The following is a 24,509-nucleotide window of genomic DNA, read 5'->3' on the forward strand; positions in this document are numbered from 1 at the left end:
GACAACGATGTCACACGCCGTCACGCGCACACGGGTGGGCCGCCGCGGTGCGCCCCCCTTCCTGCCGACCTCCCGCCCGTCGCTCACGTGGGTCGTGGAAGGAGCGGACGCGGGGTGGCTTCAGGCGGGTGCAGCGCTCGAGCTGCGGAGGGCCGACGGCACCCGGGAGCGCGTCGACCACACGGGCCGCGACAGCGCGAACGTGGCGTGGCCCTTTGCCCCGCTCGCGGCCTACGACACCGTCGAGGTGCGCGTCTCCGCCCTGTCGGAGGCGGGGGAGCGCGCCGCATTCTCGGAGTGGACGCCTGTCGCAACGGGGCCGCTGGGCGCGGATGAGTGGACGGCCCCGTTCATCGCGAGCCGGGACGACCACTCGGAGGCGTGCGCACCCGACGTGACGGTCGCGCGCGGCGCGACGGCCGCGGATGTCCGCGCCGATCTTGCCGCTGACGACGCGGACCGCGGCGTCACGCGGCTGCGTCGCATTGTCGATATCGACCGGCCCGTCACGCGGGCGCTGCTGTCGTACACGGGGCACGGCATCGTCGAGCTCACGATCGACGGCCGCGAGGTGTCGGACGACCTTCTCGCCCCGGGGTGGACGGCCTATGCCGACCGCCTCCTTTTCCGCACCGTCGATGTGACCGCGGAGCTGGCCGAAGGGACGCGGATCCTCGGGGCGCGCGTCGCGCCGGGGTGGTACGCCGAGCACTTCGGGTTCGACGGCGACTTCCGCCGCACCTGGCACGGGCAGCGCGCGCTCTCGGCGCAGCTGCGCGTGGAGTTCGCGGACGGGACGACCGAGACGATCGTCACCGACGAGACTTGGGAGGCGAGCGTCGCGGGCGCCGTGAGGTTCTCCAGCATCTACCAGGGCGAACGCTACGACGCGCGCCGCGAAGACAACGCCCTCGCGACGGCGGGTCCGTTCCCGGGCGCGGCCCCCGCCGTGCGGGTCGCCGCGGACCCGGCCCGGCTGCGTCCGGCCGAGCTGCCGCCCGTCCGCGTGACCGAGACGCGCGATGTGGTCGCGCGGCTCGCGGACGCCGATGGCGGCGTCATCCTCGACTTCGGCCAGAACCTCGTGGGGCGCCTGCGGATCCGGCTGACGGCCGAGGCAGGGACCGTCGTGACCCTGCGTCACGCCGAGGTCCTCGAGCAGGGGGAGCTCGGGACGCGCCCCCTGCGCTTCGCCGCCGCGAGCGACACCTATGTCGCGGCGGGGGCGCCGGCGGAATGGGCCCCGCGCTTCACCTTCCACGGCTTCCGGTACGCGCAGGTCGACGGCGTGTCCGCTGACCAGATCGAAGTCGTCGCCGAGGTCCTGCACACCGACCTCGTGCGCACCGGGACCCTCCGCACGGGCGTGGCCGACCTCGACCGCCTGCACGAGAACGTCATCTGGGGCACGCGCGGCAACTTCGTGACGCTTCCGACGGATTGCCCGCAGCGCGACGAGCGCCTCGGCTGGACGGGGGACATCCAGGTCTTCGCGCCCACGGCGTCGTTCCTCTTCGACGTCGACGGGTTCCTCTCGTCGTGGCTCGAGGACTTCGCCGCCGATCAGGCGCGCCTCGGCGGCGTCGGCCCGCTGTACTCGCCCCTCATCGATCAGGATCTGTTCGCCCCGACCCCCATGGCGGCCTGGAGCGATGCGGCGACGGTCGTGCCGACGGTGCTCTACGAGCGCTTCGGCGACCGCGATGTGCTCGAACGGCAGTTCGCGAGCATGTCCGCTTGGGTCGACCGGGTCGCGCAGGAGGCGCCCGACGGGCACTGGCACACGGGCATGCAGCTCGCCGACTGGCTCGATCCGTCGGCGCCCGCGGACCGGCCGTTCGAGGCGCAGACGGATCCGTACCTCGTCGCCACCGCGTACTACGCGCGTTCCGCGGCCCTGACCGCCCGCGCGGCGCGAATCCTCGACCGGGCGGAGGACGCGGCGCGGTTCGAGGCGCTCGCCGACTCGGCGCGCCAGGCGTTCCAGCGCGAGTACGTCTTCGCGGACGGGCGCCTCGCGTCCGATTCCCAGACCGCGTACGCGCTGGCGATCGTGTTCGAGCTCCTCCCGGATGAGCTGTACGCCCCGGCCGGCCAGCGCCTGGCGACGATCGTCGCGGAGGGTGGCCACCGCATCGGGACGGGTTTCGTCGGCACACCCATCGTCAGCGACGCGCTGACCGTCACGGGTCACCGAGAGGCGGCGCAGGGCATGCTGCGGACGGCGGAGCTGCCCAGTTGGCTCTACCCCGTCTCGCGCGGCGCCACGACGGTGTGGGAGCGGTGGGACTCGATGCTCCCGGACGGCACGATCAACCCGGGCGAGATGACGAGCTTCAACCACTACGCGCTCGGAGCGGTGGCGGACTGGATGCACCGGGACGTGGGCGGCATTGCGCCGCTGGAACCCGGGTACCGCCGCGTGCTCGTCCGGCCGCGCGCCGGCCTCACCGCCGCGGCCGAGGCCAGCTACTCGTCGGTATACGGCGAGATCCGCGTGGCCTGGTCGGCCCTCGAGCCCGAGCGCGGAGAGCTCAGCCCACTCGCGGTGACCGTGACCCTCCCCGCCAACACGACGGCCGTGATCGACCTTCCCGGGCGCGAGGCGCTCGAGGTCGGATCCGGGACCCACACCTTCTAGTTTCCTCACCTATCTGTTCGAAGGAGAACCCATGACCACCCCCTCGACGCGTCACTCCTGGTGGGTCGCCACGCTCGCCGGAATGGTGTCGTACCTCGACGCCGGCGCGATCGTGACGACCGGTACCGCGCTCGTCATCTATCGCGAGGCGTTCGGCTTCGACGACCTCCAGTTCGGGACGCTGTCCGCGCTCTTGACGATCTCGATCGCCGTCGGCGCGCTCGTCGGCGGACCCGCTGGCGACCGCCTCGGGCGCAAGCCCGTCTTCCTCGCGACCCTGTCGCTCTTCGCGGTCGGCGCGCTCGTGCTGACCTTCGCGACCGGCACCTCCATGCTGTTCCCCGGCGTGATCCTCCTCGGCTTCGCGGCGGGGGCGGACCTGCCCGTCTCGCTGTCGATGGTGGCGGAGGCGGCCACGGACGCGAACCGCGGAAAGCTCATCTCGTTCTCGCACATCCTCTGGATGGCCGGCGTGATCGTCGTCAGCCTGCTGGGAACCCTCTTCGGCGACCTCGGCGTGCTGGGCGCGCGGATCCTGTACGGCCACCTCCTCGTCGTCTCGCTCGTGGTCCTCGTCCTGCGCATGGGCCTGCCCGAGTCGCAGGCGTGGCGCAACAGCCGCGCCATCGCCGTCGTCCAGCCGGGGGAGGGGCGCGGCCTCCGCGGCCTCGCCGAGCTGCGTCGCCCGCGGTATCTCGCGGCGATCGTCGCGACCGGCCTGTTCTACGCGCTCGTCAACATCGCCGCGAACACGAACGGGCAGTTCAGCAGCCTCCTGTACGTCGAGGTCGCCGGCGCAAAGGTGTCGCAGGCCTCGCTCATCTCGATGATCATCACCTTCGTCAGCGCGGGCTCGCTCCTCCTCATGATGCGCATCGTGGACGGCCGCACGCGGATGGCGTGGTTCACCGCGATGGCGGCGCTGAGCATCGTCGCCTTCCTGATCCCGGGCATCGGTGGGGTCTCCATCGCGACGCTCGCGATCTTCGGCGTGCTCTACTCGATCGCGGGCGCGGTCGCGGGCGAGCCGATGTACAAGGTGTGGTCGCAGGAGCTCTTCCCGACCTCGATCCGCGCCACCGCGCAGTCGATCACGATCGCGTTCACGCGGCTCGTTGCGGCGGCCGTGGCGATCTTCACGCCTGCTCTGATCTCGTACGGCCCGTCGATCATCTTCTACTTCATGGTGGCGACGAGCGTCGTGGCGTTCGCCATCGGGATCTTCTGGATCGCGCGGATGCCGCGCGCAACCGACGACGATCCCGCGCTCCGCGGGGACCGCGCCGAGGCGCGCTGAGCGAACCACGCCACACGGGAGGTGGCCCGGACCTCGGTCCGGGCCACCTCCTTTTTGCGCGGGATCAGGCGTGCGGGTGGCCCGGCATCTCGGCCGTCTCGACGAGCTGGGCGAAGAAGCGGATGACGACGTCGCGTTCGGCCGCAGTCAGCGAGGCGGCGACCTGGAATCTCCGGGCGTGGGTGCGCCCCACGCTCTCGCGGGCCGAGATGCGCGTCTCCTCGGTGATCTCGATCGCGAGGCTGCGTCGGTCGCTGGGGTGGGGGTGGCGGGTGACGTGGCCGCCCTTCGCGAGGCGGTCGAGCAGCTTTGTGGTGGAGGCCGTCGAGATGCCGAGGTGCTGCGCGATGGAACTGGGGGTGGCGACCGTGTCCTGGCTGCGGCAGGCCACGAGGAAGCGCAGGGCGCGCATGTCCGTGTCCCCGAGCTTCATGTAGCGCTGCGAGGCCTCGCTCATGGCGCGCTCGGTCTCGCGCCATCGGTGCATCGCCTCGAGGACCTCGACCACCTGCGCGACGTCGTTCCCCGAGAGGTGGTCGCGCGCGACAATCTCGCTTTCCGGGTCAAGGATCCGCGGGTCGAGCATCGTGAAACGCCCCTCGGTCGTCGGCTCTCGGTCTGCTGTCACGAGATGATCTTACGACGAAAGTAGATATCTTCCGTGCTAGTAGTTAGATTGGCGAGTAATTAACCGAAGGAGTGGAAGTGCACGCCACCACAGAACGCGTCGTCCTGCTCGACGACAGCGGCCGTCCCACGGGCGTCACCGACAAGGCGACGGTCCACCACGCCGCGACGCCGCTCCACCTCGCCTTCTCGTGCCACGTCGTCGACGATGACGGCCGTGTGCTCCTCACCCGCCGGGCTCTCACGAAGCGCGCCTGGCCAGGAACCTGGACGAACGCGTTCTGCGGGCACCCCGCGCCGTTCGAGCCGATCCCCGACGCCGTCGAGCGCCGCGCGCAGGATGAGCTCGGCCTCCGTGTGGCCGACATGAGACTCGCCCTGCCCGACTTCCGGTACCGCGCCGTCGATGCCAGCGGCGTGGTCGAGAATGAGATCTGCCCCGTGTATCTCGCGCGCCCGGCGTCACCCCTCCGCCCGGTTCCCGAGGAAGTCATGGACACGCGCTGGGTCGAGGCGCACGACCTCGCCGCGGCGCTGCAGGCGGCCCCGTGGGCCTTCAGCCCCTGGCTCGTGATGCAGGCGCGGCAGCTGTCGGGCGCCTCCGGGGTCATCGGCGCCCACGCGTGGCAACGAGCGGAGGCGGCCGCGTGAGCGCCGTCGCGACGCGGGGCGACGTCGACGCCGTGCTCGAGGAGTTCTTCGCCGCGCGCGTCGCACGGGCGGCCGCCGTGGGGAGCGCGCACGAGGCGCTCTGGCGCCGCGCGGCGGAATCGTCGCGCGGCGGAAAGCGGCTCCGCCCCCTGCTTGTCAGGAGCGCGCACGACGCCTACGGCGGATCCGAGCCGTCCGATGCCGTCCTCATCGCGGCCGCGTTCGAGGTCATGCACACGGCCCTCCTCCTGCACGACGATGTCCTGGACGGCGACCTCGTGCGGCGGGGGCACCCGAACCTCGCCGGGCGGTTCGCCGAGGACGCGCTCGGCGCCGGAGTGGCCCCGCGCCCGTCGACGGCCTGGGGTTCCGGATCCGCTCTCCTGGCTGGCGACCTCCTCCTCAGCGCGACGCACGCGTTGGTCGCGCGCGTGCGCGCCGATACGCGGGGTCGGATCCACGAGATCGTCGACGATTGCCTGGACCTCACGGCGGCCGGCGAGCACGCGGATATCGGCTTCGCGCTCGGGACTCTCGCCCCCACGCCCGAGGACATCCTGCGCATGATGGCGCGCAAGACCGCCGCGTACTCGTTCTCGGCGCCGCTTCGCGCCGGGGCCGTGCTGGCGGGCGCGGGCGAGGACGCCCTCGCCGCACTCGACGAGATCGGGACCGACATGGGCGTCCTTTTCCAGCTCCGCGACGACATGCTCGGGGTATTCGGGACCGTCGCGCGCACAGGAAAGACCGCGACGGGCGACCTTCGAGAGGGCAAGCGCACCCTTCTCGTCGCCCACGCCGAGGGACACCCGGCCTGGGAGGCGGTCTCTCATCTGTTCGGCCGGCGCGGCCTCGACGACAACGACGCGGCCCGCCTGCGCGAGGCGCTCGTTGCGAGCGGCGCGGCGGCCGACATGGAGCGCTTCATTGCCGACCGACACGAGCGGATCCGCGCCCGCATCGCGGACGCCGCGCTGCCGGGCGTCCTCGCGCGAGAGCTCACGCGCCTCGCGCGCCATTCCATGGAGCGTGACGCGTGAGCGCCGCCACGGGCCTGGAGCTGTACACGGCCACGGCGCGCGCCGCGTCGGCGCGCGTCATCGGCGCGTACTCGACGTCCTTCGGTCTCGCCAGCAGGCTCCTCCCGCGCCGCGTGCGCGGGCACATCGCTGACATCTACGCGCTCGTGCGCGTCGCGGACGAGGTCGTCGACGGCCCCGCGAGCGAGGCGGGGGTGACGGCGGGGGAGACGCTCGAGCTCGTCGACGCCCTCGAACACGACACGCTCCGCGCGCTGCGCACCGGCTTCAGCGCGAACCTCGTCGTGCACGCCTTCGCCGTCACGGCGCGCCGCACGGGGATCGACGAGGCGCTCGTGCGACCGTTCTTCGCCTCGATGCGTACGGACGCCCGCGGCGAGCGCGCCTTCGACGACGCGGCCTATCGGGCCTATATTTATGGATCCGCGGAGGTCGTCGGCTCCATGTGCCTGCGCGCCTTCGCGCAGGAAGGGCGGGGGATCGCCATCGACGCGCAGCTGGACGAGGGGGCCAGAAAGCTGGGCGCGGCCTTCCAGAAGGTGAACTTCCTCCGCGACCTGGCCGATGACTGCGACCGGCTCGGCCGGACGTACCTGCCCGGCATCGACCCCGCGCGGTTTACGGATGCCGACAAGGACGCGGTTGTCGACGACATCGACGCCGACCTCGCCGTCGCACGCCGGGCGATCGACCGGTTACCGCCGGCGTCGCGCCGCGCGACGGCCGCCGCGTGGGGCCTGTTCGCGCGGCTCAACCGGATCCTCGCCGAGACGCCCGCGGCCGAGGTCCGGCGCTCGCGCGCCTCCGTGCCGCCCGCGGAGAAGGCGCGGATCCTCGCGCTCGCGGCGGCGGGACGGGTGAGCGCATGAGCCGCCGGAGCGTCGTGATCGGCGGCGGCATCTCGGGCCTCGCGACGGCGGCGTTGCTCGCGCGCGAGGGCGACGACGTGACCCTCGTCGAGGCGCGGGCCGACCTCGGCGGGCGCGCGGGCCGCTACGAGCGCGACGGGTTTGCGTTCGATACGGGGCCGTCGTGGTACCTGATGCCCGAGGTCTTCGATCACTTCTTCCGGCTGATGGGCACGTCGGCCGCGGCCGAGCTCGACCTCGTGACGCTCGACCCCGCCTACCGCGTGTTCTTCGAGGGGGACGCGGAACCCTTCAACCTGCCCGCGGGCGGCGCCCGCGACGCGCTCGTGGGCCTGGATCCGTCCGCCGCGGAGCGCATCGATGCGTATCTGGAGTCCGCATCCGACACCTACCGGATCGCCACCGACACCTTCCTCTACAGCACGTTCGAGCGCCTCTCCCCGCTTCTCACGCGCGACACGGTGCGCCGTCTCCCGCGGCTTGCCCGCCTGCTCACGCAGCCGCTGGACGCGTTCATCGCGGCGCACACCGGCGACCGCCGCGCGCAGCAGGTGCTCGGATACCCCGCCGTGTTCCTCGGCACCTCCCCGTCTGCCGCGCCGAGCATGTACCACCTGATGACGCACCTCGACGTCGGTCAGGGGGTGCTGTACCCCCGTGGAGGCTTCGCCGCGGTCATCCGCGCGATCGCGCGCGTCGCCGAGGACGCGGGGGTGCGGATTCTCCGCTCCACGCCCGCGCGCCACATCGTCGTCGAGGACGGTCGCGTGGCGGGGGTTGAGGTGGAGTCTCCGGAGGGCGAGCGGCGGGTCCTCGCCGCCGATGTCGTCGTCTCCACCGCCGACCTGCGGGTGACGGAGCGCGAGCTCCTCGCGCCCGAGCACCGCGAGCGTTCGGACGCGTGGTGGGACGCGCGCAACCCCGGCCCCGGGGCCGTGCTCGCGCTCCTTGGCGTCCGCGGGGAGCTGCCCGAGCTCGCGCATCACTCGCTGTTCTTCACGCGTGACTGGGAGGCCGGTTTCGAGGCGATCTATGGCGACGAGCCGCGGATCCCCGACCCCGCGTCCCTGTACGTCTGCCGCCCCAGCGCGTCTGACGACACCGTCGCCCCGCCCGGACACGAGAACCTCTTCGTGCTCGTGCCGGTCCCGGCCGACGTCGCGATCGGCGCGGGAGGCGACGAGGGCGCGGGCGATCACCGCGTCGAGCGCACCGTCGACCGGGCGATCGCGCAGGTCGCGGAGTGGGCGGGGATCGAGGACCTCGCCGAGCGCGTCATCGTGCGCCGCACGGTCGGACCGGCGGACTTCGAGCGCGAGTTCGGCGCGTGGCGCGGGGGAGCGCTCGGGCCGGCGCACACTCTCCGCCAGAGCGCCTTCCTGCGCGGGCGCAACGTCTCGAAACGCGTCGACGGGCTGCTGTTCGCGGGAGCGACGACGATCCCCGGCATCGGGCTCCCCATGTGCCTCATCAGCGCCGAGCTCGTCCTCAAGCGGCTGCGCGGCGACACGAGCGCGGGCCCGCTGGAGGTGCGTTGATGGGACTCGTCTATCTCGCGTGCCTCGTCGTCGCGCTCGCCGGCGTGGTGACGCTCGACCTTCGCCACCGCCTCTTCCTCGGCGCCGCGCCGGGGCGGGCGCTCGTCGTGATCGCGATCGGCGTGTGCTTCTTCCTGGCCTGGGACATCGCGGGCATCGCGCTCGGCGTCTTCTTTCGGGGAGACACGGCGTTCATGACGGGAATTCTGCTCGGCCCGGAGCTTCCGATCGAGGAGGTCGTGTTCCTTGCGTTCCTGTGCGAGCTCACCATGGTGCTCGTGGTGGGCGCCGAGCGGATCCTCGCCGCGAGGAGGACGCCGTGACCTACCTCGTGCTGTGCCTGCCTTTCCTCGCCGTCGCCCTCGTGGCGTCGCTGGCGACGCGCCGCGGCGGGGTCCGTATCGCGGCGATCGCGCTCGCGGCAATCGCGCTCGTCGCCCTGACGGCCGTCTTCGACAGCCTCATGATCGCCGCGGGTCTCGTGGCATACGATGACGCCCACCTCGTCGGCGTGCGCATCGGACGAGCGCCGATCGAGGACTTCGCCTACCCGATCGCGGCGTGCCTCCTCTTGCCCGCCGCCTGGACTCTCCTCAGGGGGCGCCGTGATCCGTGACCTTGTCGCCGTGTCCCGGCCGCTCAGCTGGATCAACACGGCCTACCCGTTTGCCGCCGCGTACGTTCTGGTCGCGCGGGAGGTGGACCTCGTCCTCGTGCTGGGGACGCTGTTCTTCCTCGTCCCGTACAACCTCGCGATGTACGGCATCAACGACGTGTTCGACTACGCCTCTGACCTCGCCAATCCCCGCAAGGGCGGCGTCGAGGGGGCTCTGCTCGATCCGGCCCGCCACCGCGCGGTGCTCGTGGCCGCGGCTCTCTCGTGCGCGCCGTTCGTCGTGTTCCTCGCGATCGCGGGGTCGCCGTGGTCCTGGGCCGTTCTCGCGCTCAGCCTGTTCGCGGTCGTCGCCTACTCGGCCCCGCCGTTCCGGTTCAAGGAGATCCCGGTGCTCGACTCCGTGACCTCGAGCACGCACTTCGTGAGTCCCGCCGTGTACGGCGTCGTGCTGGCGGGCGGCGCGTGGGATCCGGCGCTCGCGGCCATCCTGACGGCGTTCTTCCTCTGGGGCATGGCAAGCCACGCGTTCGGCGCGGTGCAGGACGTCGTCCCCGATCGCGAGGGCGGGATCTCGTCGATCGCCACGGTGCTGGGCGCGCGCGGGACCGTGCGGTTCGCCGTCGCCGCCTGGGCGGCGGCGGGAATCCTCCTCGCGACGGTGGGATCGCCCGGCGCCTGGGCCGGACTCCTCGTCGTGCCCTATCTCTGGGCCGCGTGGCCCTACCTCAACGTGTCCGACGCCGAATCCGCCCGCGCCAACCGCGGGTGGCGTCGGTTCTTGTGGATCAACTTCGCCTGCGGTTTCGTCGTGACGATGCTCCTCATCGTCTTCGCGATCCGGACCGCCTGACCCCGATTGGAGAGCGCATGACCTCCGCGCACCCCGTCCCCCACGCCTCCCCGGCCTCCGCCTCGGGCGCCCCGCACGTGACCGAGCCGCAGCCATACGACGCGGTCCTCCTCGCCGGCTTCGGCGGGCCCGAGGGTCAGGACGACGTCATCCCGTTCCTCCGGAACGTCACGCGCGGGCGCGGCATCCCGGACGAGCGACTCGAGGAGGTCGCGACGCACTACCGCCACTTCGGCGGCGTGAGCCCGATCAACGAGCACAACCGCCAGCTCCGGCAGGCCCTGACGGAGGAGATCGCGCGCCGCGGCCTCGACCTCCCGGTCTACTGGGGAAACCGGAACTGGGATCCGTACCTCCCGGATGCCGTTCAGCGCGCGGCCGACAACGGGCACACCCGCCTGCTCGGCATCGCCACGAGCGCCTACAGTTCCTATTCGAGCTGCCGCCAGTACCGCGAGGACTTCGCGCGTGCCCTCGTCGAGTCCGGCCAGGCGGGCCACGTGACGATCGATAAGGTGCGTCAGTTCTTCGACCACCCGGGCTTCGTCGAGTCCTTCGTGCCCGGTCTCGTCGAGGGGCTGGAGAAGATGTTCGCGGACGGAAGCCGCCCGGAGCACACGCGCGTGCTCTTCACGACGCATTCGATCCCCACCGACGATGCGGTGCGCTCGGGGCCGCGGGACGAGGACTTCGGCCCGGGCGGTGCCTACGAGGCGCAGCACCGTGCGGTCGCCGAGGCCGTCATGGAGCGCGTGCGCGCCGCGTCGGCGGCCGCCCGCGACGTGCGATGGGAGCTGGTGTTCCAGTCGCGCTCGGGCCCGCCGACGCAGCCCTGGCTCGAGCCCGACATCTGCGACCGGATCGCCGAGCTCCCGGGGGAGGGCGTCACGGGCGTTGCGATCGCGCCCATCGGGTTCGTCAGCGATCACATGGAGGTCATGTGGGACCTCGACAACGAGGCGCTCGAGGCCGCCGAGGACGCCGGGATCGCCGCCGTGCGCACGCCGACCCCGGGCGTCGACCGCGCGTTCGTGACCGCGCTCGTCGACCTCATCGAGGAGCGTTCCGCCGCCGTTCCCGCCTCCGACCGCCCGCACGCGACACAGCTCGGGCCGTGGTTCGACGTGTGCCGACCCGGGTGCTGCGAGAACGCGCGCCTCGGATTCCGGCCCGCGGCGGCGGGGGTGGCGCCGTGACCGACCGGACCGGCGGCCTGAGCGCGCCGACGGGGGAGGAAGAGGCGCTCGCCGCCCCGGCGGGCACCCACCCCCTCGTCCTAGTGCTCGGGGCGACCGGCTATCTCGGCGGCCGGCTCGTGCCGCGCCTCCTCGGCGCGGGCTACCGCGTGCGCGCGCTTTCGCGCTCGCGGGGACGCGTGGGGGCGATGCCGTGGGCCGACCGGATCGACATCGTCGAGGGCGACGCGGCGGACCCCGACGCCGTCGGCCGCGCGATGGCCGGCGTCGACGTGGTCTACCACCTCGTGCACTCCATGGGGGCGGGGACCGACTTCGCCCAGCGCGACCGGCGGATCGCGGAGACGGTGGCGCATGCCGCGGCCTCCGCGGGCGTGCGGCGCGTCGTGTATCTCGGCGGGCTGCACCCGGAGGGGGTCCGGCTCTCGCCCCACCTCGCCTCCCGCGCGGAGGTGGGGCGGATCCTCCTCGAGGGCGAGGCGCCCGCGCTCGTGCTGCAGGCCGGCGTCGTGATCGGATCCGGGTCCGCGTCGTTCGAGATGGTGCGCCACCTGACGGAAGTGTTGCCCTACATGCCGGCCCCGCGCTGGGTGCGCAACTGGATCCAGCCCATCGCGGTCCGCGACGTGCTCCACTACCTGCTGGCGGCCGCACGCGTGGACGCCGACGTCAACCGGGCCGTCGACATCGGCGGCCCCGACGTCCTCCGGTACGGCCAGATGATGAACGGGTACGCCGTGGAGGCGGGGTTGCCGCAGCGCGGCATCGCCGCCCTGCCGGTGTTCACCCCGCGCCTCGCGTCGCACTGGGTGGGCCTCGTGACCCCCGTGCCCCGGCAGATCGCTCGCCCGCTCGTGGAGTCGCTGCAGAACGACTGCATCGTGCAGGACGGGGCCGCCTCCGAGATCCTTCCCGAGCCGGAGGGCGGGCTGACCTCCTACCGCGAGGCCGTGCGCCTCGCGCTCGGCCGGATCGAGGTCGACGCGGTCGAGACGAGCTGGGTCGATCAGCGCGTGGTGGGCGCACCGAGCGACCCGCTGCCGAGCGACCCGGACTGGGCGGGGCGCACGGTCTTTACGGATGTCCGCCGCCGCGCGACGACCGCCGACCGCGACGCGATCTGGCAGGTGATCACGCAGATCGGCGGCGCCACGGGGTGGTATTCCTCCTCCGTGCTCTGGGCGCTGCGGGGCCTCATGGACCGCGCGCTCGGAGGCGTCGGCGTCCGCCGCGGGCGTCGGGAGCGGGGCCGCCTGGTCGAGGGAGACGCCGTCGATGTCTGGCGCGTCGAGCGCCTCGACCCGGGCCATCTCCTGCGCCTGCGAGCGGAGATGCGCATGCCCGGCGAGGCGTGGCTGGAGCTCGGGATCGCCGAGGAGGAGGGCGGCCTGTCCTACCGCCAACGGGCCGTGTTCTTCCCGCGCGGACTCGCCGGCCGCCTGTACTGGCTCTCGGTCCTGCCCTTCCACGGGTTCATCTTCCGCGGCATGGTCGACCGTATCGTCCGGGAGGCGGAGCGCCAGGCGCCCGCGTGACGCGACTCTCGCGCGCGGGCGGCGACGCCTCGGCCGGGGCCGCGCGGATCCGCGAGCCCGCGTGAGGCGCGCTCCGCACGGGCGGGCGCGTCACGGATCCGGATCCGCGGCGCGCCCGCCGGCGGCTCAGGAGCGGTGAGCGCGGTAGTAGGCGAGGAGGCTGCGGGTGGACGCGTCCTGCGCGGCCACGGCCTCCTCGTCGCCCTCGATCGCGGGCGCGATCTGTAGTGCGAGCTGCTTGCCGAGCTCCACGCCCCACTGATCGAACGAGTTGATGCCCCACACCACGCCCTGCGTGAAGGTGATGTGCTCGTACAGCGCGATGAGCTGGCCGAGGACGGCCGGGGTGAGCGCCGGGGCGAAGATAGACGTCGTCGGGCGGTTGCCGCTGAACGTGCGCGCGGCGACGAGCGGACCCGTGGTGCCCTCGGCCTCGACCTCCTCCGCCGTCTTCCCGAACGCGAGCGCCTTGGTCTGCGCGAGGAAGTTCGCGAGGAGGAGCCCGTGGACGTCGCGGCCGCCATCGGCCAGGGGGTAGGCGGGCGTGGCGAACGCGATGAAGTCGGCGGGGATGAGGCGCGTGCCCTGGTGGATCAGCTGGTAGAACGCGTGCTGGCCGTTCGTGCCGGGCTCGCCCCAGAACACCTCGCCCGTGTCGGTGGTCGCGGGCGATCCGTCCCAGCGCACTGACTTGCCGTTCGACTCCATCGTGAGCTGCTGCAGGTATGCGGCGAACCGGCTCAGCTGCTGCGCGTAGGGCAGGATCGCGTGCGACTGTGCCCCGCGGAAGTTCGTGTACCAGACGTTGAGGAGCCCCATGAGGATGGGGACGTTGCGCGAAAGCGGCGTGTTCCGGACGTGCTCATCGACGGCGTGGAATCCGGCGAGCAGCTCGCGGAACGCGGCCGGCCCGAACACGGCGGCGAGCGAGGTCCCGATCGCCGAATCGACCGAGTACCGCCCGCCGACCCAGTCCCAGAACCCGAAGGCGTTGTCGGGGTCGATGCCGAACTCGGCCACCTTCTCCAGCGCCGTGGAGACGGCGACGAAGTGGCGCCCGACGGCGTCCGTGCGCGCCTCGTCGTCGTCGGCGACCGCCCCGCGCGCGGCCAAGCCGGCCCAGAGCCAGTCGCGGGCCAGACGCGCGTTCGTCAGCGTCTCGAGCGTCGTGAACGTCTTCGACGCGACGATGAACAGCGTCGTTTCCGGATCCAGGTCCGCCGTCTTCTGGGCGAGGTCGGTGGGGTCGATGTTCGAGACGAACCGCGCCTCGATGCCCGCATCCGCGTACGGCGCGAGCGCCTCGTAGACCATGACGGGGCCGAGGTCGGATCCGCCGATGCCGATGTTGACGACGTGGGTGACGCGCTTGCCCGTCACACCGGTCCACTCGCCCGAACGCACGCGGTTCGCGAACGCCTCGATGCGCGCGAGCACCTCCTGCACGTCGTGGTCGATGTCCTGGCCGTCGACGAGGAGCGTCGATCCCTCGGGGCGCCGGAGGGCGGTGTGCAGGACCGCGCGGTCCTCGGTCGTGTTGATGTGCGCGCCCTCGAGCATCGCGTCGAAGCGCTCCGCCACGCCGGTCTCCTCGGCGAGCCGGACGAGCGCCTCCAGGATCTCGTCCGTCACGAGGTTCTTCGACAGGTCGACGTGCAGGTCGGCGAGACCGAACGAGTAGCGCTCGGCACGCGTCTCGTCGGTGGCGAACCAGCCGCGCAGGTCCGGCGTGAGCGCGTCGCTGAGGCGCGCGAGATCGGCCCAGGCGGCCGTGGTCGTGGGATCGACGGGAGCAGTCATGGTGCCAACCTACCGACCCGCGCGCCGCTCGCGCGCGCGGGTGCGGTCACAGAAGGGAGGCGAGGTCGGATCCGACGGTCGGATACGCCATCACGACGTCTCCCAGCTGTGCCGTCGTCAGGCCCAGCCGCACGGCGAGCGCGAACACGTTCACGAGTTCGGCGTACTCGGGGCCCAGGAGCTGCGCGCCGAGGACGACGTCCGTGTCCTCGTCCACGACCACGTGCGCCGCGGCGGCCGTCTCGCCCACCCGATAGTTCGAGAACCACTCGGCGGTGTCGGATGGGTCAACCCGCGCGCGATGGCCCGCCTCGCGCGCCTCGTCTGCATCGAGGCCGACGCGCGTGAGCTCGGGGATCGTGAACACCGTGCGCGGGATGCCGCGGTAGTTCGGCGCGGTGCCCGTTCCGAGCAGGGTCTGGGCGACGGCGGAGCCCTCCAGGGACGCTACCGGTGTCAGCGGGGCGCCGGGGGAGTCGGCGACGTCGCCGGCGGCGAACACGCGTGGATTCGAGGTGCTGCGAAGCTGGTCGTCGACCGCGATGCCGCGCTCCGAGTGGGCGATGCCGCCGGCGTCGAGCCCGAGGGCGCGCGTGTTCGGGACCCGCCCGGCCCCGTGCACGACGAGGTCTGCGGCGATGACGGATCCGTCGTTCAGCGTCACCTCGAGCGCTGCGCCCGCGCGGCGCACCGCCGCGACGTCGCGGTCCTTCTCGATCCGCACGCCGAGCTCCGCCGTGCGCACGGTGAGCGCGTCGACGAGATCCGGGTCGTAGCCCGACAGGGGGCGCTCGTGCCGGTGCACGATCGTGCAGGCGGCGCCGGCGCGCGCGGCGATGTGCGCGAACTCGAACGAGATGAATCCGCCCCCGATGAACACGATGCGCTCGGGGAGCGCCTCCAGCTCGAGGAAGCCCGTGCTGTCGGTGACGAGGTCGGCGCCGTCGAATCCGAGCGGCCGCGGCACCGCGCCCGTCGCGATGACGACGTGGCGCGCGCGGATCCGCTCGCCCGCGACCTCCACGACCTCCGGCGACACCCAGGCCCCCGCGCCCCGGAGGATCCGCACGCCGAGACTGTCGAGGTGCTGCTCGATGCGCTGCGGCATGGCGTCCGTGAACCCCCGCTTGTGCGCCATTAGCCCCGCCCAGTCGATCGCGAGGCCCGCGGGGTCGATGCCGCGCCCCTCCAGCAGGCGCGCGGCGTCGACGATCTCCGCCCCGCGCCGCAAAATCTTCTTCGGGTCACACCCGCGCAGCGCGCACGTGCCACCGAACGGCGCGGGGTCGGCGACCGCGACGCGCCAGCCCTCCGCCGCGCACGCGGCGGCCGCGGCGACGCCCGCCGTGCCGGATCCCAGAACGAGAAGGTCGAGCTCGGTGTCGCTCATACGGTCCCCGCCGGCGGCCACACGCCGATGATGATTCCCATGACGACGATGGTCACGCACTCGTGCGAGATGGTCAACAGCGTCAGGCCGGCGGGCCGCCGCTCGAACGCGTCGTGGGTGATGACACGCGCGGCGGTAAAACCGACCCACATGAGCGCGGCCGTCACGACCGCGGAGAGCAGGTAGCTGCCCGAATAGAAGTGCCACGCGATCGTCGCGGCGCCCGCCAACACCCAGGCCGTGACGAAGCTCACGATCACCGTCAGCATGATCGGGCCGACGGCGTCTTTGGCCTCGCCCTCCATGGAGACGTTCGCGAGTCGCGACCAGCGCGTCCCGAAGACCCGCGGGGAGTACCAGACGCTGCCCACGACGAGCGAGGACAACGCGGCCAGCACGACGGCGTAATAGTTGATCTCCGGAATCATGCCTCGACCGTAGCGCCCGCGTGCGAGGCGCAGAAGCGGCGATATGTGTGGTGTCTCGCGCGGGCCCGCGCCGCGCCGCCGGGATCGCGGTAGCGTCGAGGCACGCGCTGTCCGATCGAGGGGATTCGTCATGAACGCGGCCGTGGAGTTTCGAGGCGTGTCCAAGAGGTTCCCGGACGGAACGCTCGCCGTCTATGGCGTCGACCTCGTTGTCGAGCGCGGCACGACCACGTGTTTCGTGGGGTCCTCCGGCAGCGGCAAGACCACCGCGCTGCGCATGATCAACCGGATGGTCGACCCCACCTCGGGCGTCGTGCTCGTGGGCGGGGAGGACGTCGCGGGCCGCGAACCCGTCGCGCTGCGCCGCTCCATCGGCTACGTGATGCAGCACGCCGGCCTCCTGCCACACCGCACGGTCGTCGACAACGTCGCTACCGTCCCGCTGTTGTCCGGCACGGCTCGCGCCGCGGCGCGCGAGCGCGCCATGGAGATGATGGCGGCCGTAGGTCTCGACACGGCGTTGGCGAAGCGATATCCGTCGCAGCTCTCGGGCGGGCAGCAGCAGCGCGTGGGCGTCGCGCGGGCGCTCGCCGCGGACACCGAGATCCTCCTCATGGACGAGCCGTTCGGCGCCGTCGACCCCGTCGTGCGCGCCGAGCTGCAGGAGGAACTCCGGCGCCTCCGCGAGGACTTCGGAAAGACGATCGTGTTCGTCACGCACGACATCGACGAGGCCTTCCTCCTCGGCGACCAGGTCGCGCTCTTCCGCCCCGGCGGGCGCGTCGCGCAGATCGGATCCCCGCAGGAGCTCCTCGAGACCCCGGCCGACGACTTCGTCGCCCGCTTTATCGACGCGGGCCGTCCCCGCAGCATTCTGCGATGACCTGGCTCGCCGCGAACCTCGACCAGATCGCGCGCTACGCGGGGCAGCACGTGGTCCTCGCCCTCGTGCCGACGCTGCTGGGCGCCGCCATCTCGCTCCCGCTCGGGTGGCTGGCGAACCGCAACAACGTGGGACGCGGCGTGCTGTTGAGCATCTCGGGACTGCTCTACGCGATCCCCTCGCTCCCGCTGTTCATCGTCATGCCCGCGCTCATCGGCACGCAGATCCTCGATCCCCTCAACGTCGTCGTCGCGCTCACGATCTACGCGCTCGCCCTCATGCTGCGGACGACGGCGGACGCGCTCGCCTCCGTCGACGGTGACCTGCGCCTCGCGGCCACCGCGGTGGGCTTCGGCGGGTGGCAGCGATTCTGGGGGGTCGACCTGCCCGCCGCCGGCCCCGTGCTGCTCGCCGGCCTGCGCGTCGTCTCCGTGAGCACCGTGAGCCTCGTGACGGTCGGATCCCTCATCGGCGTGCAGTCGCTCGGCTACTTCTTCGTCGATGGATACCAGCGCGGCTACGTCACGGAGATCGCGGTGGGCGTCGTCGGCACTGTCCTCATCGCGCTCGTGCTGGACGCCGTGATCGTGCTCACGGGACGGCTTGCGATGCCGTGGACGCGCCGCGCTGCGACGCGGACGGGGGTGCGCGCGTGAACGTCTTCGCGGATGCCGTCGCCTGGGTCCTCGACCCCGCGACGTGGCAGGGGCCGGCGGGCGCGGGCGCGCGGCTGGGCGAGCACCTCGCGTATTCGGGGCTCACGCTGGCGATCGCCGTCGCCATCGCGTTGCCGGTCGGCGTGGCGATCGGGCACACGGGCCGCGGGCGCGAGGTCGTCGTCCCGTTCACGGGCGCGCTGCGCGCGCTCCCTACCCTCGGCCTGGTCACGCTCCTCGCGCTGCTGCTCGGCACCGGCCTGATGGCGCCGCTCATCGCCCTCGTCATTCTGGCGATCCCGCCGATTCTCGCGGGCGCGTACGCGGGCGTGGAGGCGATCGACCCCGCCACCCGCGGAGCCGCGCGCGCCGTCGGATTCACCACGTGGCAGATGGTCTGGCAGGTCGAGCTGCCCCTGGCGCTGCCGCTCATCGCGGGCGGCGTGCGCTCGGCGGCGCTCCAGGTGATCGCCACCTGGACGGTCGCGGCGTTCCTCCCGCTCGGCGGCCTCGGCCGCTTCCTCATCGACGGCCTCGCCGTGCGCGACTACGCGCAGATGCTCGGCGGATCCCTTATCGTCATCGCACTGGCCCTGGTCGTCGACCTCGCCTTCGCCGGGGCGCAGCGCGCGATCACCCCCCGAGGTGTCCGGGGCACCGGATACCGTGACCGACGAACCCGCGGCCCCGTCACGGAGGCCGCATCATGAAAGGCAGGAACGCCATGCGCACGACATCACGCCTCGCGGCGGGAGCGACGCTCGCCGCTACCGCCCTCGTCCTGGCGAGCTGTGGGTCCTCGGACCCGCTGGCCAGCGAGGGATCCTCCGAGGGGAGCGGCGACACGATCACGGTCGGCTCGGCCGCCTTCGCCGAGTCGGAGATCATCGCCTACATCTACGCCGGAGCGCTCGAGCGCGCCGGTCTCGACGTGTCGGTGTCGCCCGCCATCGGGTCGCGCGAGGTGTACATCGCCGCGCTCGAGGACGGATCCGTCGACCTGGTCCCGGACTACACGGGGAACCTCCTGCAGTTCTTCGACGACTCGGTCGAGGCCGAGGGGGCCGACGCCGTGTACGAGGCGCTGTCCGATGCCGTGCCGGAGGGCTACGACGTGCTCGAGATGGCCGAGGCAGCCGACGCCGACTCGTACAACGTCACGCGCGAGTTCAGCGAGGAGTACGGGGTCACGAGCCTCGCCGACCTCGCCGACCTCGACATGGAGATCCGCGTCGCCGCGAACCCCGAGCTCGCCGAGCGGCCGTATGGGATCCCGGGCCTGAAGGACGTGTACGGCATCGACGCGACGCTCGTGCCGATCAACGACGGCGGCGGCCCCAACACCCTCCAGGCGCTGTTGGACGGAGACGTCGAGATGGCAGACATCTACTCGACGACGCCGTCCATCGCCGCGAACGACCTCGTCACGCTCGAGGACCCGGAGGACATGGTGCTGGCGCAGAACGTCGTGCCGCTCATCTCCTCCGACGCCGCGAGCGAGGAGGCCGTGACGGCCATCAACGCCGTGCAGGGCGCGCTCACGACCGAGGACCTCATTGAGCTGAACGCCCAGAGCTCCGAGGACAAGATGTCGTCCGAGGACATTGCCGAGGGCTGGCTCGACGAGTCCGGCCTGTTCGACTGACGGGCCGCGCGGCGCTCAGCCGAGCGCCGCGCGCGCCGTCGCGATCCGCGGGGCGAGCCCCGCGGCGCTCATGTCCGGGAGCGCGGAGACGTCGAACCAGCGCACGTCGAGGCTCTCCGCGCTCACCGCGACGGTCGCGCCTTCCGGGGCGAGCGCGACGAACCCGACGTCCCAGTGCGCGGCGCAGGCGAACCCGCCACCGAGCGCATGGCGCTCGAGGTCGACGATCCGCGCGCGCGCCAGGTCCAGCTCGCGGATCCCGGATTCCTCGCGCGCCTCGCGCCGCGCGGCGTCCGCGAGCGTCGCGTCCCGGCGCTCGAGGTGACCCCCGAACTGGACCCAGAACCCGCCCTTGCGGTGATGGGTCAAGAGGATGCGCGCGCCGTCCGCCGAGAACACGAAGCACGACGCCGTGAGGTGCTCCGGGGCCAGCCCCTTCCAGAGCGCCTGCTCGCCGCCGTCGACGGCGAAGGCGAGGAATCGATCGCGGGCGGGACTCGCGGGGGCGCCGCGCAGCTCGGAGAGCACATCCATCTCCCGATCCTCGCACGAGGGGCCGCGCCCCTCCGCCCCGGCCGGATCCGTTCGGACGAGGGCGCACATGCCGCCCCACGTATGCACGACGCCGTACCGTGAAGGCGTCGGCGGGCGGATGCCCGCCGCCCACATCGCGACGACGCTTCGGCGACGCCGCCGACGAGACCGGTGCTGATATCTCTTCCAGCCAGACCGTCCGCCCGAGCACGCTCGGACCTGTCCGCCAGACCTATGCTGGCGCCGACGACTTCCCGCCCATCGCGAAGGCCTACGTTCAGGTCTCGGGCGTCGTCCGCGAAATGGGCCTCTTCCGGCGCGCACGCGGGTTCTACGCCCTCGTGGGTGCGGCGCTCGCGCTCGCGCTCGGCGCGGCGATCGCCTGCTTCGTCCTGCTGGGCGAGAGCTGGTTCCAGCTGCTGATCGCCGCCTGCCTCGGCGTCATCTTCACGCAGGTCGCGTTTCTCGCGCACGAGGCCGCGCACCGCCAGATCCTCGCGTCCGGCCCCGCCAACGACCGCCTGGGGGTGGTGCTCGCCGGCGCGATCGGGATGAGCATGGCGTGGTGGGACCGCAAGCATTCGCGCCATCACGCGAACCCCAATCGGGTGGGGAAGGATCCGGACATCGCCGTGGACACGATCTCCTTCCTCGAGGAGGACGCGGCCCGGGCGCGGGGGCTGCGCCGCCTCATCACGAGACAGCAGGGGTGGCTCTTCTTCCCCCTGCTTCTGCTGGAGGGGGTGAATCTCCACGTGCAGAGCGTCATTGCGCTCTGCGCACGGGGCCCCGTCAAGCGGCGCTGGGTCGAGCTTGCCCTGCTCGCCGTACGCTTCGCGGTGTTCCTCGTGCCCCTGTTCTTCGTCCTTCCGTTCGGCATGGCCGCCGCCTTCCTCGGCGTGCAGCTGGCCGTATTCGGGGTCTACATGGGCGCGTCGTTCGCCCCCAACCACAAGGGAATGCCCGTGATTGCCCCCGACGCCCGCCTCGACTTCTTTTCGAAGCAGGTGCGCACCTCGCGCAATATTCGCGGCGGATGGTGGGCGACGGCGCTGTACGGCGGGCTGAACCATCAGATCGAGCACCACCTTTTCCCGTCGATGGCGCGGCCGTATCTCGGGAAGGCGCGCGAGGTGGTGCGCGACTTCTGCCGCAGCCACGACGTGCCCTACGTCGAGGCGTCGATGGGGGAGTCGTACGCTCAGGTCGTCGCATACCTCAATCGAGTGGGGCTGGCGGCGAGGGATCCGTTCGTGTGTCCCGCGGCGGCCGGGCTCGGGCGCGCGTAGCGACGGCGATCACCCCGCGGTTGAGGCGCGAGCGTGGAGCTGGGGGACGATCTGCACGCGTTCGATGGGCCGCGCCGGTCCGTCGGCGAGCCGCGCGGCCATGACCTCGACCGCGCGCCGCCCGACGTGTTGTTTGGCGGGACGGAGCGCCGAGAGCGGCGGCTCGCCGCTCTCCGCGATCTCGTCGTCGTACGCGATGAGCGCGAGCTCCTCCGGCATCCGCCACCCCGCGTCTGCGGCGTGTTGCTGCACGAGGAGCGCCTGGGGGTCCGAGTGCACGAGGATCGCCGTGGTCCCGGTCGTTCGCACGCTCTCCAGCAGCGTGTCGATCAGCTCGGCGCGCGCCTCCGCGGACACCCGGTCGAACGACGCGGACAGATCGACCTTCGCGGAGAGCCCGAGATCGCGCACGGCGCGCGAGAACCCCAGCCGCAGCCGCGCCGAGGTTGGGGACTGCGACGACGTGACGATGCCGACCCGCGCGTGCCCGAGAGCCGCGAGGTGGCGCGCGGCGAGCTCTCCGCCGAAGACGTGATCCGTCGTGACCCATTCGAGCCGGGTGAGCCCCAGCGCCGCGGGCGCCTGGCGCTCGACGAGGACGACCGGCAGCGGAAGCGCGTCGAGCCAGCGGAGGAGCGCCTGCCCCTCGGAACCCAGCGTCTCGGGAGCGACCAGGAGCCCGTGGATCCCCGACTCGACGAGCGAGGCGATCTGGCGGCGCTGGTCATCGATCGCGTAGCTCGCGCCGCGGAGCGCGAGCTGCACGCGATGCGCGCCGGCCGCCGCGCGGGCGCCGAGCACGATCTGCGGCCAGTAGTAGTCGAGCGAGGGGACGACCATCCCGATGCGGAATCGCGCGGCGTTCGCGCGCGGACCCCCCGGCCGATCGAGCTCGCTGCGGAGGGTCGCGCCGCCGTGCACCCGCGTCGCAAGGCCCTGCTCGGCGAGCCAGCCGATGTCGCGACGGATCGTCAGTTCCGCGACGCCGAGGTCCCGTGCGAGGTCCCGCACGCGCACCGACCCGTGCTGCCGCAGCTCGTCGAGGATCCGCTCGCGACGGGTCAGGCCGAAGGCGCGGCCGTCGTCGCTCACCGTCCGCCCTCCCACACCTCGGCGCGAACGGTCACGCCGCCGGCCGAGGCGGGGGACGCGAGAACGATCCGGCTGACCCGGGAGCCCCACGCCCGCGTCATGAAGGGATCCTCGACGCGCCGGGTCTCCACGCGCACGTCCGCCGCGTCGTGCCGGAGTCGCAGCCCGCGCCCCGCTCGCGCCGCGGGCACGAAGATGCCGTCGGGTGTGACGCGGGGGACCCCCGCGCAGACGTAGACGCCCGCGCCCTCGCCGGAGGACAGCGTCCAGCGATCCCGAACGGTGGCGTGGTCGCGGCCGTCGAGGTCGATCTCGCGGATCCACAGCTCGCCGTCGTCCAGCGGGTAGGCGGCGGTGAGGTCCATCGTCCACCCGTGCGCGCGAACGGTGACGGTGGCGACCGCGTCCGGCCCGCGTCGCTGGGCGAGCCCGCGCGGGAGCGCGGTGCCGTGCCAGGCGCTCTGCGTGTGCCACAGGTCGTAACGGCGCTCCGAGAACGTGGCCGCCGTATACGTCTCGCGGCCCGGGTCGATCAGCACGGGGACCCCGTCGACGGCGATCGCCAGGGAGCCGACGTCCTGCTGATTGTGCGCCTCGTCGTTGTGGCCACCCTTGGCGATCAGGGCGATCCCCCGCGCGTCCCCGGCGGCGGCGCGCCGGATCCCGATGCCGATCGAGGAGAGCCGGACATCGGCGGGAAGCGGATCGGGCCCGGGCGCAGCTTCGCGCCACTCCGGATCGAGCAGCGTCGCGAGCTGGCGGCCGAGCCCCGCCGCGTTCGCGTTCGCGCGCGTGAGGACTGCGGCATCGTCGCGCCGCGCGGCGGCGAACCCGCGCGCCTCCGGGACGTGCGCCAGGCCGGCGGCGCGGAAGAGCGCGTGCCACGCGAGCGGTTCGGGCGCGAGCGCCTCCGCGTCGGACCAGCTGGCATACCAGTCGCCGCCGAGCTGTGCGCGCTGGGGGAAGCGGACGAGCTCGGCCAGCCCCGCGAGGTCCCCGCCCGGGCGCGCGGCGCGGCGGACGGCGCCGTCGGTGTTCCGGTCGATGAGCGAGAGGGCGTCGAGGGCCCGCGCCGCGCCCTGCCACCAGTAGCCGAACCCCTCGTCGATCGCGCCGTCGCGCGGCAGCTGCGCGAGGTAGCGATCGATCCCGTCCACCGCGTGATGCGCGACGCGATCGCGGAGGTCGCCCTCGGCGAGCGCCAGCGCGGCGACGAGCAGGTTGCCGAGGATCCACGGGCCCCAGTTGTGCATGCGCGCCTCGGATCCCTCCCAGTGCCACCGCTCGGCGAGGAAGGGGTCGAACGCGCGGGCGGCGGCCTCCCGCCGCAGCCGCGCGCGGATCCCGGGCACGTGCGCGTCGAGGAGCGGCCCGAGCGTCGCGTCCGCCCACGCGACCAGAGCGACCGCCTCACCCGCGCCGAGGTCGAGGGTCGGGCGATCCGGATCCGGGACGAGCGCACCCGCGGGGAACGATCGGTCGTGCGCGGGCCAGCACCAGCTGGACTGCTCGGCGAGCAGCCACAGCCCGTCCGCCGCCTGGCGCACCCGGCTCGGTGTGGGGTCCAGCGCGGCCGCGAGCACGGCGCGCACCGTGCGCTCGCTGCGGGCGAAGAACGGGTTCTCGTAGGCGAGCCGGTCCCCGTCGGAGCCGTAGGCCGTCCAGTGCCGCAGGAGCAGCTCGGGCCACGGGGCGCCCGCCTCGGCGTCGGCGGACGCGAGGAGCGCGGCGCGCGCGCCCGGATCCACGGCGTCCCACGCGGACCGGTCCGTCGCGTCGGGCGCGAGCACGGGCGCCGCCCGGTGCGCCTCCCACAGGCCGCGAATCGCACCCCGCGGGATGAGGAGAGAGGGGCTATCGGCGTCGTTGCCGTGTTCGATCATGTTCGAGTGCGTACCTTTAGGTTCGAAAAGATTGCGGACGTGTGCGGTA

At 72.5% G+C, this 24,509-nt stretch carries 23 protein-coding genes; 16 read left to right on the forward strand and 7 right to left on the reverse strand.

From position 1 onward, the window contains the following. The first annotated feature begins 7 nt into the window (after positions 1-7). Together G8E01_RS05185 and G8E01_RS05190 are read left to right on the forward strand one after the other, a co-directional pair. Positions 8-2,641, forward strand: coding sequence for an alpha-L-rhamnosidase (locus G8E01_RS05185; RefSeq protein WP_166316790.1), 2,634 nt, complete (start codon positions 8-10; stop codon positions 2,639-2,641). A gap of 31 nt (positions 2,642-2,672) precedes the next feature. Further along, positions 2,673-3,938, forward strand: coding sequence for an MFS transporter (locus tag G8E01_RS05190; protein WP_166316793.1), 1,266 nt, complete (start codon positions 2,673-2,675; stop codon positions 3,936-3,938). 64 nt (positions 3,939-4,002) lie between these two features. Here G8E01_RS05190 and G8E01_RS05195 read toward each other — a convergent pair whose 3' ends face one another. Then, positions 4,003-4,566 (reverse strand): MarR family transcriptional regulator, encoded by a 564-nt coding sequence (locus G8E01_RS05195; RefSeq protein ID WP_166316796.1) that lies wholly within the window; start codon positions 4,564-4,566, stop codon positions 4,003-4,005. Between the two features lie 71 nt (positions 4,567-4,637). Here G8E01_RS05195 and idi point away from each other — a divergent pair, with 71 nt between their 5' ends. From idi to G8E01_RS05240, 9 genes are read left to right on the forward strand one after another with little or no spacing between them, the layout of a single operon-like run. Beyond that, positions 4,638-5,216, forward strand: coding sequence for an isopentenyl-diphosphate Delta-isomerase (gene idi / locus G8E01_RS05200; protein WP_420826041.1), 579 nt, complete (start codon positions 4,638-4,640; stop codon positions 5,214-5,216). Further along, positions 5,213-6,256, forward strand: a complete 1,044-nt coding sequence (locus tag G8E01_RS05205) for a polyprenyl synthetase family protein (protein ID WP_166316802.1) — start codon at positions 5,213-5,215, stop codon at positions 6,254-6,256. Before idi ends, G8E01_RS05205 begins: the two co-directional genes overlap by 4 nt. Continuing rightward, the gene (locus G8E01_RS05210; RefSeq protein ID WP_166316805.1) at positions 6,253-7,125 is read left to right on the forward strand and encodes a squalene/phytoene synthase family protein; all 873 of its coding nucleotides are present in this window, start codon (positions 6,253-6,255) and stop codon (positions 7,123-7,125) included. The genes G8E01_RS05205 and G8E01_RS05210 overlap by 4 nt, the downstream gene beginning before the upstream one ends. Then, entirely contained in the window at positions 7,122-8,663 is a 1,542-nt protein-coding gene (gene crtI / locus G8E01_RS05215; RefSeq protein ID WP_166316808.1) for a phytoene desaturase family protein, read from the forward strand. The genes G8E01_RS05210 and crtI overlap by 4 nt, the downstream gene beginning before the upstream one ends. Beyond that, positions 8,663-8,986 carry a lycopene cyclase domain-containing protein gene (locus G8E01_RS05220; protein ID WP_205827224.1) on the forward strand — a complete coding sequence of 108 codons (324 nt, stop codon included), beginning with the start codon at positions 8,663-8,665 and terminating at the stop codon, positions 8,984-8,986. Before crtI ends, G8E01_RS05220 begins: the two co-directional genes overlap by 1 nt. Next, positions 8,983-9,279 (forward strand): lycopene cyclase domain-containing protein, encoded by a 297-nt coding sequence (locus G8E01_RS05225; RefSeq protein ID WP_166316814.1) that lies wholly within the window; start codon positions 8,983-8,985, stop codon positions 9,277-9,279. Before G8E01_RS05220 ends, G8E01_RS05225 begins: the two co-directional genes overlap by 4 nt. Further along, positions 9,269-10,129, forward strand: a complete 861-nt coding sequence (locus G8E01_RS05230; RefSeq protein WP_166316817.1) for a prenyltransferase — start codon at positions 9,269-9,271, stop codon at positions 10,127-10,129. Before G8E01_RS05225 ends, G8E01_RS05230 begins: the two co-directional genes overlap by 11 nt. A gap of 17 nt (positions 10,130-10,146) precedes the next feature. Continuing rightward, entirely contained in the window at positions 10,147-11,325 is a 1,179-nt protein-coding gene (locus G8E01_RS05235) for a ferrochelatase (protein WP_166316819.1), read from the forward strand. Further along, positions 11,322-12,860, forward strand: coding sequence for a DUF2867 domain-containing protein (locus G8E01_RS05240; protein ID WP_166316822.1), 1,539 nt, complete (start codon positions 11,322-11,324; stop codon positions 12,858-12,860). Before G8E01_RS05235 ends, G8E01_RS05240 begins: the two co-directional genes overlap by 4 nt. 126 nt (positions 12,861-12,986) lie before the next feature. On the opposite strand, the gene pgi is transcribed toward G8E01_RS05240, so the two are convergent. The 3 genes from pgi to G8E01_RS05255 are packed head-to-tail and all read right to left on the reverse strand — an operon-like array spanning position 12,987 to position 16,478. After that, entirely contained in the window at positions 12,987-14,660 is a 1,674-nt protein-coding gene (gene pgi, locus G8E01_RS05245; protein ID WP_166316825.1) for a glucose-6-phosphate isomerase, read from the reverse strand. A 46-nt stretch (positions 14,661-14,706) separates the two neighbouring features. Next, positions 14,707-16,050, reverse strand: a complete 1,344-nt coding sequence (locus G8E01_RS05250; protein ID WP_166316828.1) for a dihydrolipoyl dehydrogenase family protein — start codon at positions 16,048-16,050, stop codon at positions 14,707-14,709. Beyond that, a complete protein-coding gene (locus G8E01_RS05255; RefSeq protein ID WP_166316831.1) occupies positions 16,047-16,478 on the reverse strand; it encodes a DUF1761 domain-containing protein in 432 nt (143 codons plus the stop codon). The genes G8E01_RS05250 and G8E01_RS05255 overlap by 4 nt, the downstream gene beginning before the upstream one ends. Positions 16,479-16,608: 130 nt before the next feature. On the opposite strand from G8E01_RS05255, the gene G8E01_RS05260 reads away from it, so the two are divergent. The 4 genes from G8E01_RS05260 to G8E01_RS05275 are packed head-to-tail and all read left to right on the forward strand — an operon-like array spanning position 16,609 to position 19,662. Beyond that, entirely contained in the window at positions 16,609-17,361 is a 753-nt protein-coding gene (locus G8E01_RS05260; protein ID WP_205827225.1) for an ABC transporter ATP-binding protein, read from the forward strand. Beyond that, complete coding sequence (locus G8E01_RS05265) at positions 17,358-18,017, forward strand: ABC transporter permease (RefSeq protein WP_166316837.1); 660 nt, start codon at positions 17,358-17,360, stop codon at positions 18,015-18,017. The genes G8E01_RS05260 and G8E01_RS05265 overlap by 4 nt, the downstream gene beginning before the upstream one ends. After that, positions 18,014-18,727: an ABC transporter permease subunit gene (locus tag G8E01_RS05270; protein ID WP_166316840.1), complete on the forward strand. Its 714-nt coding sequence runs from the start codon at positions 18,014-18,016 to the stop codon at positions 18,725-18,727. Before G8E01_RS05265 ends, G8E01_RS05270 begins: the two co-directional genes overlap by 4 nt. A 14-nt stretch (positions 18,728-18,741) precedes the next feature. Further along, on the forward strand, positions 18,742-19,662 hold the full coding sequence (locus tag G8E01_RS05275) for an ABC transporter substrate-binding protein (RefSeq protein WP_166316843.1): 921 nt from the start codon (positions 18,742-18,744) through the stop codon (positions 19,660-19,662). 15 nt (positions 19,663-19,677) lie between these two features. Here G8E01_RS05275 and G8E01_RS05280 read toward each other — a convergent pair whose 3' ends face one another. After that, a complete protein-coding gene (locus tag G8E01_RS05280; RefSeq protein ID WP_166316846.1) occupies positions 19,678-20,196 on the reverse strand; it encodes an NUDIX hydrolase in 519 nt (172 codons plus the stop codon). 179 nt (positions 20,197-20,375) lie between these two features. On the opposite strand from G8E01_RS05280, the gene G8E01_RS05285 reads away from it, so the two are divergent. Further along, positions 20,376-21,485, forward strand: a complete 1,110-nt coding sequence (locus G8E01_RS05285) for a fatty acid desaturase (protein ID WP_166319740.1) — start codon at positions 20,376-20,378, stop codon at positions 21,483-21,485. Between the two features lie 9 nt (positions 21,486-21,494). On the opposite strand, the gene G8E01_RS05290 is transcribed toward G8E01_RS05285, so the two are convergent. After that, on the reverse strand, positions 21,495-22,577 hold the full coding sequence (locus tag G8E01_RS05290; RefSeq protein WP_166316849.1) for a substrate-binding domain-containing protein: 1,083 nt from the start codon (positions 22,575-22,577) through the stop codon (positions 21,495-21,497). Next, positions 22,574-24,460, reverse strand: a complete 1,887-nt coding sequence (locus tag G8E01_RS05295) for a heparinase II/III family protein (RefSeq protein ID WP_166316852.1) — start codon at positions 24,458-24,460, stop codon at positions 22,574-22,576. Before G8E01_RS05295 ends, G8E01_RS05290 begins: the two co-directional genes overlap by 4 nt. Positions 24,461-24,509: the final 49 nt, after the last annotated feature.

The organism is Microbacterium excoecariae (assembly GCF_011326725.1).
In the GTDB taxonomy this organism is placed as follows: Bacteria; Actinomycetota; Actinomycetes; order Actinomycetales; family Microbacteriaceae; genus Microbacterium; species Microbacterium excoecariae.

Excerpts from the sequence above, each read along its gene's own strand:
- G8E01_RS05185 (WP_166316790.1), top strand. The coding sequence starts at position 8 with ATGTCACACGCCGTCACGCGCACACGGGTGGGCCGCCGCGGTGCGCCC.
- G8E01_RS05190 (WP_166316793.1), top strand. The coding sequence starts at position 2,673 with ATGACCACCCCCTCGACGCGTCACTCCTGGTGGGTCGCCACGCTCGCC.
- crtI (WP_166316808.1), top strand. The coding sequence starts at position 7,122 with ATGAGCCGCCGGAGCGTCGTGATCGGCGGCGGCATCTCGGGCCTCGCG.
- G8E01_RS05220 (WP_205827224.1), top strand. The coding sequence starts at position 8,663 with ATGGGACTCGTCTATCTCGCGTGCCTCGTCGTCGCGCTCGCCGGCGTG.
- G8E01_RS05235 (WP_166316819.1), top strand. The coding sequence starts at position 10,147 with ATGACCTCCGCGCACCCCGTCCCCCACGCCTCCCCGGCCTCCGCCTCG.
- pgi (WP_166316825.1), bottom strand. The coding sequence starts at position 14,660 with ATGACTGCTCCCGTCGATCCCACGACCACGGCCGCCTGGGCCGATCTC.
- G8E01_RS05250 (WP_166316828.1), bottom strand. The coding sequence starts at position 16,050 with ATGAGCGACACCGAGCTCGACCTTCTCGTTCTGGGATCCGGCACGGCG.
- G8E01_RS05255 (WP_166316831.1), bottom strand. The coding sequence starts at position 16,478 with ATGATTCCGGAGATCAACTATTACGCCGTCGTGCTGGCCGCGTTGTCC.
- G8E01_RS05260 (WP_205827225.1), top strand. The coding sequence starts at position 16,609 with ATGAACGCGGCCGTGGAGTTTCGAGGCGTGTCCAAGAGGTTCCCGGAC.
- G8E01_RS05265 (WP_166316837.1), top strand. The coding sequence starts at position 17,358 with ATGACCTGGCTCGCCGCGAACCTCGACCAGATCGCGCGCTACGCGGGG.
- G8E01_RS05275 (WP_166316843.1), top strand. The coding sequence starts at position 18,742 with ATGCGCACGACATCACGCCTCGCGGCGGGAGCGACGCTCGCCGCTACC.
- G8E01_RS05280 (WP_166316846.1), bottom strand. The coding sequence starts at position 20,196 with ATGGATGTGCTCTCCGAGCTGCGCGGCGCCCCCGCGAGTCCCGCCCGC.
- G8E01_RS05295 (WP_166316852.1), bottom strand. The coding sequence starts at position 24,460 with ATGATCGAACACGGCAACGACGCCGATAGCCCCTCTCTCCTCATCCCG.